Source organism: Algibacillus agarilyticus (genome assembly GCF_003286125.1).
Classification (GTDB): domain Bacteria; phylum Pseudomonadota; class Gammaproteobacteria; order Enterobacterales; family Alteromonadaceae; genus Algibacillus; species Algibacillus agarilyticus.
This window is the reverse complement of the sequence record NZ_QMED01000016.1, coordinates 61,022-77,035: the sequence shown is the minus strand read 5'-3', so window position 1 is coordinate 77,035 and position 16,014 is coordinate 61,022. Positions and strand designations below refer to the sequence as shown.

At 39.6% G+C, this 16,014-nt stretch carries 12 protein-coding genes; 5 read left to right on the top strand and 7 right to left on the bottom strand.

Annotated features, from left to right (window positions below):
• Positions 1-69 precede the first annotated feature (69 nt).
• The 5 genes from leuA (at position 70) to DPX34_RS13310 (ending at position 6,378) form a co-directional block, all read left to right on the top strand.
• Complete coding sequence (leuA, locus tag DPX34_RS13330) at positions 70-1,620, top strand: 2-isopropylmalate synthase (RefSeq protein ID WP_111978938.1); 1,551 nt, start codon at positions 70-72, stop codon at positions 1,618-1,620.
• A 59-nt stretch (positions 1,621-1,679) separates the two neighbouring features.
• On the top strand, positions 1,680-2,768 hold the full coding sequence (gene leuB, locus DPX34_RS13325) for a 3-isopropylmalate dehydrogenase (RefSeq protein WP_111978936.1): 1,089 nt from the start codon (positions 1,680-1,682) through the stop codon (positions 2,766-2,768).
• 134 nt (positions 2,769-2,902) lie between these two features.
• Entirely contained in the window at positions 2,903-4,315 is a 1,413-nt protein-coding gene (gene leuC, locus DPX34_RS13320) for a 3-isopropylmalate dehydratase large subunit (protein ID WP_111978934.1), read from the top strand.
• A complete protein-coding gene (leuD, locus tag DPX34_RS13315; RefSeq protein WP_111978932.1) occupies positions 4,315-4,917 on the top strand; it encodes a 3-isopropylmalate dehydratase small subunit in 603 nt (200 codons plus the stop codon). The genes leuC and leuD overlap by 1 nt, the downstream gene beginning before the upstream one ends.
• Positions 4,918-5,196: 279 nt before the next feature.
• A complete protein-coding gene (locus DPX34_RS13310) occupies positions 5,197-6,378 on the top strand; it encodes an HD-GYP domain-containing protein (protein ID WP_111978930.1) in 1,182 nt (393 codons plus the stop codon).
• Positions 6,379-6,415: 37 nt separating this feature from the next.
• Here DPX34_RS13310 and DPX34_RS13305 read toward each other — a convergent pair whose 3' ends face one another.
• From DPX34_RS13305 to nirD, 7 genes are all read right to left on the bottom strand, one after another.
• Positions 6,416-7,249, bottom strand: coding sequence for a DUF481 domain-containing protein (locus DPX34_RS13305; RefSeq protein WP_157964727.1), 834 nt, complete (start codon positions 7,247-7,249; stop codon positions 6,416-6,418).
• Between the two features lie 256 nt (positions 7,250-7,505).
• Positions 7,506-8,687, bottom strand: a complete 1,182-nt coding sequence (locus DPX34_RS13300; protein ID WP_111978927.1) for a phosphoglycerate kinase — start codon at positions 8,685-8,687, stop codon at positions 7,506-7,508.
• 29 nt (positions 8,688-8,716) lie between these two features.
• Positions 8,717-9,751, bottom strand: coding sequence for an erythrose-4-phosphate dehydrogenase (gene epd, locus DPX34_RS13295; RefSeq protein WP_111978925.1), 1,035 nt, complete (start codon positions 9,749-9,751; stop codon positions 8,717-8,719).
• A 199-nt stretch (positions 9,752-9,950) separates the two neighbouring features.
• On the bottom strand, positions 9,951-11,942 hold the full coding sequence (gene tkt, locus DPX34_RS13290; RefSeq protein WP_111978923.1) for a transketolase: 1,992 nt from the start codon (positions 11,940-11,942) through the stop codon (positions 9,951-9,953).
• Positions 11,943-12,347: 405 nt separating this feature from the next.
• Positions 12,348-14,069: a bifunctional protein-serine/threonine kinase/phosphatase gene (locus DPX34_RS13285; protein WP_111978922.1), complete on the bottom strand. Its 1,722-nt coding sequence runs from the start codon at positions 14,067-14,069 to the stop codon at positions 12,348-12,350.
• Positions 14,070-14,158: 89 nt separating this feature from the next.
• Positions 14,159-15,637, bottom strand: coding sequence for a NarK family nitrate/nitrite MFS transporter (locus tag DPX34_RS13280; protein WP_111978920.1), 1,479 nt, complete (start codon positions 15,635-15,637; stop codon positions 14,159-14,161).
• A 33-nt stretch (positions 15,638-15,670) separates the two neighbouring features.
• Positions 15,671-15,997, bottom strand: a complete 327-nt coding sequence (gene nirD / locus DPX34_RS13275; RefSeq protein WP_111978918.1) for a nitrite reductase small subunit NirD — start codon at positions 15,995-15,997, stop codon at positions 15,671-15,673.
• Between the last annotated feature and the right edge of the window lie 17 nt (positions 15,998-16,014).

Genomic DNA, 16,014 nt, shown 5'->3' with positions numbered 1-16,014 from the left:
TTTTGTATATCCCCGCGGTGTGGCCATAAACCAAACTAAGCTAAATCAACCGCAATATTGGAGCTACCTATGTCAGACCAAGTTATAATTTTTGATACGACCTTACGAGATGGTGAACAAGCTTTAGCCGCAAGTCTTTCTGTTCGCGAAAAATTACAAATTGCCTTAGCCTTAGAGCGTCTTGGTGTTGATGTTATGGAAGCAGGTTTTCCTGTTTCAAGCCCGGGTGATTTTAAATCGGTTCGCACCATTGCAGAACATGTTAAAGGGTCGGTTATTTGTGGCTTAGCTCGAGCGGTTGAAAAAGATATCGACGCTTGTGGCGAATCATTAAGTGTTGCTGAACGCTTTCGTATTCACACCTTTATTTCAACATCAACTGTACACGTAGAATCTAAATTACGTCGCAGCTTTGAAGATGTATTAAATATGGGGGTGAACGCTGTAAAACACGCACGTAAATACACTGACGATGTTGAGTTTTCATGTGAAGATGCCGGCAGAACACCGATTGATAATCTTTGTCGTATGGTAGAAGCGGCAATCGATGCGGGTGCCACAACCGTAAACATTCCAGATACCGTTGGTTATACCATTCCAAGTGAATTTGGTGGCATTATTACCGACTTATTCAACCGTGTACCTAACATTGATAAAGCCGTGATTTCGGTACATTGCCATAACGATTTAGGTTTAGCCGTCGCTAACTCTATCGCGGCTGTTCAGGCAGGCGCAAGGCAAATAGAATGTACCATTAACGGTATTGGTGAACGCGCTGGTAACTGCTCGTTAGAAGAAGTCGCCATGATTTTAAATACGCGAAAAGATATTACCAAGGTATCAACGGGCATTAATACACAAGAAATTTATAAAACGTCACGTTTAGTGAGTCAATTATGTAATATGCCAGTGCAATCGAACAAAGCGATTGTCGGGGCTAATGCATTTAGTCACTCTTCTGGGATCCACCAAGATGGCGTATTAAAAAATAAAAATACGTACGAAATTATTACGCCACAAAGCATTGGCAAAAGCGAAACCAGTTTAAACATGACGTCACGCAGCGGACGTCATGTTATTAAACATCGCATGAGCGAACTAGGCTATAGCGATAAAGACTACGATTTAGATAATTTATATGAAAGCTTTTTAGTATTAGCCGATCGTAAAGGCCAAGTATTTGATTACGATTTAGAAGCCTTATTATATTTCAATCAACAACAAAAAGATGAACAGCATTATAAGTTGTTACATTTAAACGCCATATCTGGCACGCCTAAAACAGCAACAGCCGGTGTATTATTGCAAGTTGGCGATCAAGAGATAGAACAAGCGGCTAACGGTAATGGTCCGGTAGACGCCAGTTATCGCGCAATTTTAAATGCCGCGAACATTCCGGTTGAAATAGTTGATTATAAATTAGGTACAAAAACAGGCGGCGAAGATGCACAAGGCCATGCCAATATCATCGCAACCTACAAAGGTAAACGCTATCACGGCTTTGGTTTATCAACGGATATTGTTGATGCATCAGCAAAAGCGTTATTACATGTATTAAATTTAACGTATAGAGCCGATCAGGTAGAAGAGAAAAAACAAGCAAAACAGCAAGGCGAATAACGTCTAATTTAATAAATGCAGCTCGTTTTGCATAAAGAATAAATTGAAAGGAAAAAGAAATGGCGAACAACTTAAAATTTGCAGTACTGCCTGGCGATGGCATAGGCCCAGAAGTAATGGCCGAAGCCATTAAAGTATTAAACGCAACTGCAGCTAAGTTTGACTTTACGCTTGAGCATAGTGAGTTTGATGTAGGTGGGATCGCAATTGATAATCAAGGTAAAGCACTACCTGAATCAACGGTAAAAGGTTGTGAAGATGCCGACGCTATTTTGTTTGGTTCGATCGGTGGCCCAAAATGGGAAAACTTACCGCCCGCTGAACAACCAGAACGCGCAGCTCTACTCGGCTTACGAGGCCATTTTGATCTGTTTTCTAATTTACGCCCTGCGCGTATATACAAAGGTTTAGAAAACCTTTCACCTTTACGTGAAGATATTGCTAAATCAGGTTTTGATACCTTGGTTGTACGTGAGCTGACTTCAGGTATTTATTTTGGTACACCTAAAGGTCGCGAAGGCGAAGGCGAAGAATTAAATGCATATGACACGATGCGCTATTCACGTCGTGAAATTCGTCGAATTGCAAAAATCGCATTTGAAGCCGCGCAAAAACGTGGCAACAAGGTAACATCGGTAGATAAAGCCAATGTACTCCAAGCCTCTGTATTATGGCGTGAAGTTGTTGAAGAAGTGGCTAAAGACTTCCCAGATGTAACACTAGAACATATCTATATTGATAATGCAGCCATGCAATTAATTCGCTACCCTGCACAATTTGACGTTATGCTTTGTTCAAACTTGTTTGGCGATATAATTTCTGATGAATGTGCAATGATCACCGGCTCAATGGGGTTGTTACCTTCTGCATCAATTAATGAAGCAGGCTTTGGTATGTATGAACCCGCAGGTGGTTCGGCTCCCGATATCGCAGGCCAAGGCATTGCTAACCCCATCGCGCAAATATTATCTGCGGCGATGATGTTACGCTTTAGCTTTAATCAAGATGCAGCAGCAGAAGCGATTGAAACCGCGGTTGTCAAAACATTAGAAGACGGTTGTGTTACCGCTGAGTTATTACCAGCCGATAAAAAAGCCCAAGCTAAATCAACAAAAGAAGTCGGCGATTACATCGCTTCTTTGATTTAAGTTTAAAAAATTTAATCTCAAAGAATGCTCTTTGAAATCATGTAATTCCTTCACGCTCAATTTATATTGAGCGTGTTCGTATTCACCTCCTTACTTTCAGTAAGCGAAAAGAATATAAGCTACCGGAGAACACAATGGCAAAAACATTGTATGACAAGATTTACGACGAACATATTGTTCGTTCAGAAGTCGGTGAAACACCTTTAATTTACATCGATCGCCAATTGGTACACGAAGTGACATCACCACAGGCCTTTTCAGGTTTACGCGTTGCGAATCGCCCTGTACGTCAATTGACTAAAACTTTAGCCACAATGGATCACAATGTATCAACGCAATCATTAGCGATTGATGCTGCAGGTCCACAAGCTAAAATTCAAATGCAAACATTACAAAAAAACTGTGAAGAATTTGGCGTCCAACTTCATGGTATTGGCGATGTAAAACAAGGTATCGTTCACGTAATGGGGCCTGAATTAGGCTTTACATTACCCGGCACAACAATTGTTTGTGGTGATTCACATACTGCAACACATGGTGCATTTGGTGCCTTAGCATTTGGCATTGGTACCTCAGAAGTTGAACACGTTTTAGCGACACAAACATTAAAACAAAATAAATATAAAACCATGCGTGTTGAAGTTGAAGGCACTTTAGGTTTTGGTGTGACAGCGAAAGACATCATCTTAGCGATTATTGGTAAAATAGGCATGGATGGCGCCACCGGTCATGTTGTTGAATATTGCGGCAGCGCAATCGAAGCGACCTCAATAGAAGAACGCATGACCATTTGTAATATGAGTATTGAAGCAGGTGCCAAGGCAGGTTTAATCGCGCCTGATCAAACAACAATTGATTATTTAAAAGGTCGCGATTTATCACCAAAAGGTGCCGATTGGGATGTGGCGGTTGATTATTGGTTAAATGAATTAAAAACCGATGAAGGTGCCGAATTCGATCAATATGTAAGTTTAAAAGCTGAAGACATTCAGCCTCAGGTAACTTGGGGTACTAACCCGGGTCAAGTCATCGGTGTAAATGAAGCCGTACCAACACCTAGTCATATCAGCAACCCAGTTGAGCGAGCATCAGCAGAAGCCGCTTTAAAATATATGAATGTGGCAGCAGGTTCAGCCTTAACGGATTTAAGCGTTGATAAAGTGTTTATTGGTTCATGTACTAATAGCCGTATTGAAGATTTACGAGCTGCCGCTAAAATAGCCGAAAGCCGTCAAGTCGCCAATGGTATACAAGCGATTGTCGTGCCCGGTTCAGGCCAAGTTAAAAAACAAGCTGAAGAAGAAGGCTTAGACGTTATATTTAAAGCGGCGGGCTTTGAGTGGCGTTTACCAGGTTGCTCTATGTGCTTAGCCATGAATGACGATAGATTAGGTGATGGTGAACGATGTGCATCAACATCAAATCGTAACTTTGAAGGCCGTCAAGGCCGTGGTGGACGCACTCACTTAGTGAGCCCTGCTATGGCAGCGGCCGCCGCGGTAACAGGACACTTTGTTGATGTGCGTACATTATTGGAGGCAAAATAATGTCGGGTATGACTCTTATTACAGGTAAAGCAGCGCCATTAGATAAATCAAATGTTGATACTGATGCGATCATTCCAAAGCAATTTTTACAACGTGTAGAAAAAACCGGTTTTGGCATTCATTTATTTCATGATTGGCGTTATCTTGATCTTGAAGGAACAACAGAAAACCCTGCGTTTGAATTAAACAAACCAGAACATAAAGGCGCGAATGTCTTACTCTCGCGTGAAAACTTTGGCTGTGGTTCAAGTCGAGAGCATGCACCTTGGGCCATTAAAGATTACGGTTTTGATATTGTTATTGCGACTAGCTTTGCTGATATTTTTTATGGCAACTGCATGAACAATCAAATTTTACCTATCATCTTAGCGGATGCGCAAATCAATGAATTGTTTAAAGCGGTAGCGGCTGATCCGCAAACACAATTTAATATTGATTTACCAAACCAAACCGTGACAGTAAATAGTGTTGTGTACAACTTTGAAATAAATGCATTCCATAAAGAATGTTTAGTTAAAGGTTTAGATTCAATTGGCTGGACACTCCAATTTGAAGCAGACATAACGACATACGAAGCAAAAATTCCAAGCTGGCGTAAATAATAGCCGAGCTTTAATATCTGTACCTTATGAATCAATACTCGTAAGGTACAGTATTTTTTAATTTCCCGCCCTTTTTTAATTCCAGATATTTTTCGTTAAATTCTTTATTCTTTGCTAAAGTTAAGAAGAACTTTGATGATCACAATTACGAGCTTGCGCAATCATAGACAGTTGAAATAAATATATAATCAACTATCTCTAAAGTTTTACATGCATGCAAATATAAATAAATTAGATCATGTCGCCTTAACGCCCCCATAAAATGGTAAGCACTGAAATATGCAAATAATTTCAATTGATGAACTTCATACCGGTATGTACGTTGTTGAAGTCGTTGAAACGATCAACAAGGTAAAAATAAAAACGAAAGGTTGGGTGAAGACCGATAAATCGATCGCAATGCTCAAGCGTAAAGGTATTTTAAAAATAGCGATTGACCCGTCAAAAACAATTATTGATGAACCTAACGAGCAACCTGAAAAAGCACCTGAACCCACAAATAAAATTAAACCTGTCGCATTAGAAAACGAACTGCATCGAGCTAAAAAGCTTTATCAAGAAGCAAAAGAACTACAGAAAAAAGCCATTGGCGACATACAATCAGGACTCAAGCTAGATGTAGAGCCGATTAAAGAAGCTACAAAAAAGTTTATTGATTCAATATTTCGCAACCAAGATGCACTCGCTTGTATGACTCGCATTCGTGAAAAAGACGAATACTTACTAGAACATTCTTTAAATGTTTCCATTTTAATGGGGATATTTGCACGACACCTAGCTCTTGATACCGAGACCATAAACCAACTGGCAACAGGCGCATTCTTTCATGACATCGGCAAAACAAAAATACCGGATGAAATTTTGCATAAACCAGGGAAGTTGAGCGATGCTGAATTTGAATTCATGAAAAAACATGCCCAATTTAGTTTAGATATTTTACATGAAACAGAAGGGTTAAGTGATATTTCAAAGCAAGTTGCCGCCGAGCATCATGAAAAATTAGATGGCTCAGGTTACCCCAACAACCTAAAAGGCGATGAAATAAGCCAATGGGGTAGAATGATCACGATTGTTGACATATACGATGCGATGACTGCAGAAAGGGTATATAAAAAAGGCATGACATCAACTAATGCGTTTAAAGTAATGAAATCAATGACACCGCATCAGTTAGACGAAGAATTATTGAATAGCTTTATTCAATGCATTGGCGTTTATCCAGTCGGAACTTTAGTTAAACTAGAAAGCGGTAAGTTAGCAATAGTTACAAAGTCCAATAAAATAGCACCACTAAAACCACGCATCAAAGTGTTTTATCATACAACACATAAACATTTTACCGATATGAAAGAAATCGATTTAGCACGCGCAGGTGAAACAGAATCGATTGAATCGAGCGTAAAACCAGAACAATTTAAAATTGACTTAAATCGCTTTTTTAGACAAGCATTTGTTATGTAACTTGGGTATGAGGCTTTAGCTAAAAGCCTTAGTTATATTAAAAAGTATAAACTAAAGTAGCACCTGTAACGGTATCGGTTTTATCAAAGCCATCTTTAACAGTAGAGTTATGAATAAACTTAATTGATGCTTTTAATGCTAATGAGCCGTTAATTTTAGAGGTGATCGCGGTATCCGATACCGTTTTAGTATTATCTTCTAAGTTACCCTCAACACTCAGTCGTTGGGTAAAATAAGCGGTATCACTGAGTTTTCGTTCATATTTAGCCGCTGAATATAATTGAAAGTAACTATCTGATACTTTTACTTTTTCATTTTGGCCTGTTTCTTCATTTAACTCATTTTGAAATGTCGCATCAAATGCCATACCCGGCCCCATTGATAAATCTAAAAATGATTCATCAGAACGTAGCAAACGAGTATTGTAACCAAACGTTAATGTCGCTTGATAATCAAAACTCGAAAAACGATCTTTATCATAAGAGACACGAGCGAAGATAGCTTGATTTTTTTGTGTGACTTTATAGTTACTTTGTACTGCTATATTATATTTATGTGCAGTCGTGTTTTTCTCTGTTACTTTTATATTTTCATTGGTGTCAGGGTCAACAACCGTTTTATCTTTTTCATCGGTTTTATATAGCAAATCAAAATTAACAGTGGTACGAAACATTTGAGCATCATACTCAAAATCTGTTTTCAGTTTAGCTAATGTCCCCGTCGTATTACCGGATGTATCCGTAATACCCAGTTCAGACGATGCACGCCAAGGTCGCTTATCTTCTGATTGAACATTAGCTTGGCCAAAAGCACTGACCGACATCCCTAACAACAATGCCGATAAACTAACGCCCCTACAACTGAACTTCATGCCTAAACCCATATACTCAAATGAATGGCGGCCATTTTAAGCAAATTTGACCGATAAATAAATACGATTAACTGATTAAATATAATTCATTAGCTTTATGAGCAATTCTTTATTAACCCCCTAGATAAGAAAATATATATTTATTATATAACCGATAAACAAGCACCATAAAAACAAAAAACCCAGTGTTTAAACACTGGGTTTTAGAATATTTAATCACAAAATACAAATTACCATCGCATTTTGAAATTTTAAATTATTTAGCGCCTTTAGCTCTTTGTTCTAGAATTTCAACAGCAGGTAACACTTTACCTTCTACAAATTCTAAGAAAGCCCCACCACCAGTCGAGATGTATGACACTTGATCTGCTAAATCGAATTTATCGATAGCAGCTAACGTATCACCCCCACCCGCAATCGAGAACGCTTCGCTTTCAGCAATTGCACGAGCCACAACTTCAGTGCCTTTAGCAAATGCATCAAACTCGAATACGCCACATGGGCCATTCCATAAAATAGTTTTAGCCCCTTTTAAAATTTCAGCCGCACGAGCAGCCGATTTAGGGCCATAATCGATAATTTCTTCATCCGATTGGATTTCGCTTGGATCTTTAACCGTAACAGCTGAATCATGACTCCAATCACTAAAGCCATCTTTAGTCGTTGTTACGTCTTGAGCATAAATCACTTCAGTTTCTTTACACAAACGTTGTGCTTCAGGAATTAAGTCGGCTTCATATAATGAGTTACCCACTTCAAAACCGGCAGCAGCAACGAAAGTGTTAGAGATCCCCCCACCCACAATCATCACGTCAGCAATTTTTGATAATGAATCTAAAACAGTCAATTTAGTTGACACTTTAGAGCCACCAACAACCGCAACTAAAGGTCTAGCAGGATTATCTAATGCTTTACCTAAAGCCGCTAATTCAACCGACAATAAAGGACCAGCAGCTGCAACGGGTGCATATTTAGCAACACCATGTGTAGACGCTTGAGCACGATGAGCAGTACCAAATGCATCCATAACAAACACATCACATAAAGCTGCTAATTTTTTAGCTAATACATCGTCATTGCTTTTTTCACCCGTATTGAAACGAACATTTTCAAAAACGGCGACTTCACCGGCTTTAGCTTCATAACCCTCAAGGTAATCACTAACTAAAGAAACAGGTGCATCTAAAGTTTCACTTAAATAATCAGCAACAGGTTTTAAAGACGCTTCGGCATCAAACGTTCCTTCTTCAGGACGGCCTAAGTGAGACATTATCATGACCGCTGCGCCTTTTTCTAAAGCGAGCTTAATTGTCGGTAATGATAAATCAATGCGCACTGCACTGGTGATTTCGCCATTTTCAAGTGGAACATTCAAATCTTGGCGAATTAATACTTTTTTACCGCTTAAATCTAAATCCGTCATTTTTATTACTGACATATTTTTTTCCTTTTGTGTGCAAAGTGCATTTACTTTTTAATCATGATTTGTGCGGTATCTAACATGCGGTTTGCAAAACCCCATTCGTTATCACACCACGCTAATATTTTTATCAATCGCTTATGACTAACGCGCGTTTGTGTTCCATCGATAATAGAAGAACGCGGATCATGCATAAAATCAACAGAAACTAATGGTCTGTTGGTATAACCCAGAACCCCTTCGAACAATGTCTCAGCAGCCTGTTTTAATAAGTTGTTCACTTGTACAACCGTGACGTCTTCCGCTACCGTTACACTTAAATCCATCGCCGTCACATTTATAGTAGGCACCCGTACTGCTATCGCTTCAAAGCGCTCAGCTAAGTGCGGTAAAATACGCTCTATGCCCGCTGCTAAACGTGTATCCACCGGTATAATTGAATGTCCGGCAGCACGAGTTAAACGCAAATCATCGCTGTAAGCATCAATCACTTGTTGATCATTCATTGATGAATGGATTGTCGTTACCGTACCTGATTCAACAGTAAAAGCATCATCAAGCGCTTTAATCACCGGTACAATACAATTTGTCGTACAAGAGCCATTCGAAACAATACGCTGAGTTGGCAATAAGCTGTCATGGTTAACACCATAAATGATGGTATTTTCAACATGAGAATCAGCAGGGTGAGAAAACAAAACTTTAGACGCTCCCGCTCTTATATGCAAAAAGCCTTCTTCAAAGGTTTTATATACACCCGTACATTCTAAAACGAGATCAATACCAAGATTATCCCAAGGTAATTGATCTAAACGTCGCTCCGACAATAAATAAATCATTTGCCCGGCAACCGTTAATCGCTCTTCATTAACACTAACCGGAAAGTTAAAACGACCATGGGTCGAATCAAACTCTAATAAGTGAGCGATCGCGTCAGGGGCAGCCAATTCATTAATAGCAACAACCCGGATTGTATCTTGCAGGCCATTTTCAAAAATAGCCCTGAGTAGGTTTCGGCCAACTCGACCAAAGCCATTAATAGCAACTCGAATAATAACGGTATCCTCATTTGAACCGCGAATAGAGTTTCATTATATACTGAGTCGATATTTATACCTAAATCCATTCTGAGTATATTCAATATAAGTGACGCTCGTACTTAAATGAACTTAGGTATAAATGATAAATATGACAGAGATGTGCTTTACGCACAGATTACCTATCAAGAAAAAAAATAAGCCGGATAAATACCCGGCTTATATCAATTCAAGCCTTTAATAATTAAAGCGCTTTTACTTTTGCAACAACATTGTCAACGGTAAAGCCAAAGTGTTTGTATAACTCGCCACCCGGTGCAGATTCACCAAATGTAGACATACCCACAACATCACCACCAAAGCCAACGTATTTAGCCCAGTAATCAACGTGTGCAGCTTCAATAGCCACACGCTTAGTTACAGAAGCCGGTAATACTGATTCTTTATAAGCCGCATCTTGTGCATCAAATACATCAGTAGATGGCATTGAAACAACATTAACCTTAACACCGTCAGCCGCTAATGCCGCAGCAGAATCAACGGCTAAACCGACTTCTGAACCCGTAGCAATTAAGATAACGTCAGGCGTTTGGCCACAATCAACCAGCACATAAGCACCTTTTTTGATGTTAGCAACTTGCTCTTCTGTACGCGGTTGAGCAGGTAAACCTTGACGAGAGAAAATCAAAGATGTTGGGCCAGTACGACGCTCAACAGCGTGTTTCCAAGCCGTTGCCGATTCAGTACCATCAGCCGGACGCCATGTAGACATATTTGGTGTCATGCGTAAATTAGCTAATTGCTCAACAGGTTGATGAGTAGGACCATCTTCACCTTGACCAATTGAATCATGGGTATAAACAAATATGTTTTGGATACCCATCAATGCAGACATACGGACAGCGTTACGCGCGTATTCCATAAACATCATGAAGGTCGCACCGTAGTTAATAAAACCACCGTGTAAAGAGATACCGTTCATGATACCGCTCATACCAAATTCACGTACACCGTAGAAAATGTAATTACCCGCAGCATCAACTTGAATACCTTTAGAACCAGACCATAACGTTAAGTTAGACCCCGCTAAGTCAGCAGAACCACCTAACATTTCAGGTAAAATAGCACCAAACGCTTCAATGGTATTTTGTGACGCTTTACGTGAAGCGACATTTTCAGCTTTAGCTTGAGTTGCAGCAATAAAGGCATCTGCTTTTTCAGAGAAACCAGCTGGTAATTCATTATTAACTACACGACGAGTAAACTCTGCCGCTAGTTCTGGATACGCAGCAGTATAAGCTTCAAATTTTGCATTCCAAGACGCTTCTAAATCAGCACCTTTCGCTTTACCATCCCATTCAGCTTGAATATCCGCTGGGATTTCAAATGGCGCATGTGGCCATTTTAAGAATTCACGTGCAGCTGCAATTTCTTCATCACCTAATGGCGCACCATGACAATCATGACTACCTGATTTGTTAGGTGAACCAAAACCAATAATTGTTTTACAACAAATCATTGTCGGCTTATCAGTGATCGATTTAGCTTCTGCGATCGCCGCGGCGATGGCTTCAGGGTTATGTCCATCAACATCAGCAATAACATGCCAGCCATAAGATTCAAAACGCGCAGGCACATTTTCAGTAAACCAACCTTCAACGTGACCATCGATAGAAATACCGTTGTCATCCCAGAAAGCAATTAACTTACCTAAACCAAGAGTACCCGCTAATGAACAAGATTCATGCGAGATACCTTCCATTAAACAACCGTCACCTAAGAAACAGTAAGTGAAATGATCAACAATATCATGGTCTTCACGGTTAAATTGAGCCGCTAAAGTGCGCTCAGCGATCGCCATACCAACCGCATTAGAAACACCCGCACCTAATGGGCCAGTCGTTGTTTCAACACCTTTTGTGTAGCCGTATTCAGGATGACCCGGTGTTTGTGAATGTAATTGACGGAATTGCTTTAATTCATCAATCGGTAAATCATAACCAGATAAATGAAGTAAAGAATAAATAAGCATAGAGCCATGGCCGTTTGATAAAACAAAACGGTCACGGTTTACAAAATCAGGGTTTGCAGGGTTGTGCTGTAAGAAATCACCCCATAAAACTTCTGCGATATCGGCCATACCCATTGGTGCACCTGGGTGACCAGATTTAGCTTTTTGTACTGCGTCCATGCTTAAAGCACGGATAGCATTTGCGCGATCTTGACGTGATGCCATGACAACTCCTCTTATATTATTATAAATAATTGTATTTGTGTTCACTTCTCTTAGTGGACGCTATTGTCGCTTACGCCACCATAGGGTGCAAATAAATATATGGCCTAGGACATAGCGAAATTTGGATTTGTAATAACTATTTTTACTAATTTGATTCAGCACGTTAAATTTTTGCTAGATCGCACCAAAATAGTTCAAAAATAGCCTTAGCCTTGTATTTTTCATTCTTAAAATAGGAAAAACAGCCCACAACCATAAATAAAGTGAATATTGAATATTCACTGAGTGTATGGAAAACACATTTAAAACCACCTATTAGTCATACTATTTGGTTTTATAATCAGTTAAAAAATACATTTATGTCATAAAAATATAAACTTGAGCGATTAACCACTATACCTTTATTCATTTAAGTAGGGTAAATAGTAAAATAGCATTCACTAAAAGCATAATAAAACTCACCGATTTCCAAAACCGCAATGGATCTCGTTGCATAAAAGGCATTTGCTCATGCTTGCTCACTAAACTAATGTTCGGCTTTTGAATGTCTGCTAAAAACTCTGAATAAGCAGATTGACGGTTCGCAGGGTTAGGGTCGCACGCCTTCGCCAACGCTAAATCCATCCACTTAGGTACATCTTTACGATATACGGAAAGCTCGGAATAGACCCATGCCGAGTAGGTATCAGGCATGTTATTACGCAAATCATTCAAGTTATACGGTAATTTACCGGATAACATTTCATAAGCCATTAATGCCAGTGAATACATATCCGATCTAAAATCACCGACTCGATGGCGTCCACGTTCGACTATAAACTCAGGTGCGATGTAATCAACTGAACCGACTGGAATATCTTCTTTAATAGCCGAGTTGATCTCTTCAATACCTTCTACTCTAACCGTGCCAAAATCGATTATTTTAATTTGGCCAAATCGATCTACTATAATATTTTCAGGCTTAATATCACGATGAAGCATACCATTACGTTGGAAATGCCTAAGTCCTTTACAGATCTCTATCGTCATTTTACGCACTTGCTCTAACGACGGTTTAGGATTATCGACCATCCACTGACGTAAATTTTGACCGTCTAAGTATTCACATAAGTGATACATAAAACGACTATTTTCAGAGCGAGGAAAAACCTTCATGATATGTGTATGATTTAAACGCTTGCCAATCCATTCTTCACGTAGAAAACCATCTAAATAAAGTGAATCATCGTTGTAATAATCACTGGGGGTTTTTAATACGTATTGCTTACCATGATCATCTTCAACTAAATACACATGACTGCGCGTCCCCGAAAACAACACCCGACAAACTTGATAACCTTCAAGTGATTGACCAATCTCAAGCACTGGTGGGATCGCAAGAGAAGAGATCTGTTTATGAGCTTCATTAATGTCTTCATGGGGAATGTGTTCTACCTGCAAAATCACACAAGATAGATTATCATCACTGCCATTCACGACGGCTTGCTTACATAAAGCCGCAGCACAAGCTTCTAAACTATCATGTGATGCCAGCGCTTCATCAACTTCTTTAAAACTGACAAAGCGATGAAAACCATCTGTCGTCAAAAAGAATAAATCACCATCAACCAAATCAACCTGATGAAAATCAACTTCAAGGTGGCTATCAATACCTAAAGCACGGGTTAGGATATCTTGGTCACGTGTCGCATGCACATGATCTCGGGTGATCGAATGCCAACGCTTGCCTTCTTTGCGATAAACACGGCTGTCACCCACATGAAAAATATAAGCTGTGCATGATTTAAAAACAATTGAACTAAAAGTCGAGACTAAAGCGTCGGCATGTAGATTACGATTTTGATTGTACAACCAAGAATTGAGCGCCGTAATAACCCGCGCAGAAGACTGGCCGACACTCCAAGTATCAGGCGTCGCATAATAATCAGAAATAAACTGTGTAACCGCGATTTGAGCTGCTTCTTGCGAACGCTCACTACTACTCACACCATCCGCAATCGCAGCAACAACACCTTTATGCTTAAGCATGCTGCCAGAGGCCACTTTAACGGCAAACGCATCTTGGTTTACCACTTTAATACCAGCGCTTGAATAACCACCCACATTAACTTTTAATTCTTTTGTCATTGCTAGCACCTTAAAAAGACTCTATTAAAACAACAAAAGCCGGCGATGCCGGCTTTTGTATCATTAACTAAAGTAGTAACTACATCACATTAGTGACTAGAAGATACTTCAATTAATTCAACCGTACCATCTTCACGTACTTCTGTCATATGACCAGAAGGCTCTTCCATTAATAATAAGGTAAGGAAACCTAATACCGCCGTACAAGAAATCACTAAGAAGAATGTTGATGCATCAACCATAGAGAAAACGGTTAAGTATACAACAGCACCTACGTTACCATATGCACCTGTCATACCGGCAATTTGACCCGTTAAGCGACGCTTAATTAAAGGCACAACCGCAAATACAGCGCCTTCACCCGCTTGTACGAAGAATGAACAAGCCATCGCACAAACTATCGCAAGTACTAAAGGCCATTCAGAGTTAATACAACTCATTGCAAAATAACCAATCGCTAAACCAGCGGTTAAAATAAGTAAAGTTTTCTTACGACCAAAACGGTCAGAAATCATGCCGCCACCTGGACGAGACATTAAATTCATGAATGCATAGGCAGAGGCAACCAAACCAGCCATCACCATCGATAAACCAAAGGTGTCAGCGAAGAACATCGGTAACATTGAAATAACCGCTAATTCAGAACCAAACGTCGCAAAATAAAGAACATTTAATACCGCAACTTGTTTAAATTTGTACTGATGCATTTCAGGTACAGGGTTTTTAAACATCTCTTTATTAACGTCATACGCTTTATAAACATCTAAAACAAATAACAAAGCTAGGAACACATACGAAGCTAACGCACCGGTTTCACCAATTAATGAAACGCCTTCAGGTGATAATTTCCACGTTAATAATGCGAGGGCAAAATACATAGGCAACTTCATGATAATCATGAAAACAAAATCGCCTTTGCTTGTTACTTCCATACCGCCAACATTTTTTGGACGGAAATAAGTCGAACCTTTTGGCGTATCTGTAACGCTGAAATAATAGATAAAACCAAAAACAAAGCTCATTGCACCTGTAACGGCAACCGCATAACGCCAACCGTCATCACCACCTAGCCATAAAGCAATTAATGGTAAAGTCATCGCACCCGCAGCTGAACCAAAGTTACCCCAACCACCGTATACGCCTTCAGCCGTACCCAGTTGATTATGAGGGAACCATTCACTTACCATACGAATACCGATAACAAAACCAGCACCAATAAAACCAAGTAATAAACGTGAAATTGCTGCCATTTCAAATGAGGTTGAAAAAGCAAACATAAAACACGGCACAGAACAAACAATGAGTAAGATAGAATAAACTTTACGGGGGCCAAATTTATCGGTCAACATACCGATAATGACACGCGCAGGGATCGTTAATGCCACGTTTAAAATAAGTAACGTTTTAACTTGCGATTTAGTTAAGCCCAATGTTTCAGCAATGGCTGACATTAACGGCGCATGGTTAAACCACACAAAAAATGTAATAAAGAAGGCAATCCACGACATGTGGAGTATCTTCATTTTACCTGTGAATGAAAACAGGTTGAATTTGCTATCGGCAGTCATTCTGACTCTCCAGAAGTATTTAAATATTGAATATTAAGAATTTGCTAATTGAACTTCGCCGTCTTGCACGCGTACTTCAAAAGCCTTAACAGAATGCTCAGGTTCTTCTAAGCATTCACCGGTTGCTAAAACAAAGTGCTGCTTATATAAAGGCGATGCGACCGTGAATACCCCTTTAACATCGGCAATTAAACCACGTGAAAGCACATTCGCTTTGCCAATAGGATCATGATTTGAAATCGCATAAACTTTTTGCTCTGACTTTTCTAAAAAAATCGCAACTTGTTGGCCTTCGTGTAATGCACATACACCGGTATCTGCAACTAAATCGGTAAATTTACAAACTGTTGTCCAGCTCATGGGGAATAACCTCTAAA

What these genes read in the sequence shown, in the direction of transcription:
- leuA (WP_111978938.1), top strand. Translation starts at nt 70, where the DNA reads ATGTCAGACCAAGTTATAATTTTTGATACGACCTTACGAGATGGTGAA.
- leuB (WP_111978936.1), top strand. Translation starts at nt 1,680, where the DNA reads ATGGCGAACAACTTAAAATTTGCAGTACTGCCTGGCGATGGCATAGGC.
- leuC (WP_111978934.1), top strand. Translation starts at nt 2,903, where the DNA reads ATGGCAAAAACATTGTATGACAAGATTTACGACGAACATATTGTTCGT.
- leuD (WP_111978932.1), top strand. Translation starts at nt 4,315, where the DNA reads ATGTCGGGTATGACTCTTATTACAGGTAAAGCAGCGCCATTAGATAAA.
- DPX34_RS13310 (WP_111978930.1), top strand. Translation starts at nt 5,197, where the DNA reads ATGCAAATAATTTCAATTGATGAACTTCATACCGGTATGTACGTTGTT.
- DPX34_RS13305 (WP_157964727.1), bottom strand. Translation starts at nt 7,249, where the DNA reads ATGAAGTTCAGTTGTAGGGGCGTTAGTTTATCGGCATTGTTGTTAGGG.
- DPX34_RS13300 (WP_111978927.1), bottom strand. Translation starts at nt 8,687, where the DNA reads ATGTCAGTAATAAAAATGACGGATTTAGATTTAAGCGGTAAAAAAGTA.
- tkt (WP_111978923.1), bottom strand. Translation starts at nt 11,942, where the DNA reads ATGGCATCACGTCAAGATCGCGCAAATGCTATCCGTGCTTTAAGCATG.
- DPX34_RS13285 (WP_111978922.1), bottom strand. Translation starts at nt 14,069, where the DNA reads ATGACAAAAGAATTAAAAGTTAATGTGGGTGGTTATTCAAGCGCTGGT.
- DPX34_RS13280 (WP_111978920.1), bottom strand. Translation starts at nt 15,637, where the DNA reads ATGACTGCCGATAGCAAATTCAACCTGTTTTCATTCACAGGTAAAATG.
- nirD (WP_111978918.1), bottom strand. Translation starts at nt 15,997, where the DNA reads ATGAGCTGGACAACAGTTTGTAAATTTACCGATTTAGTTGCAGATACC.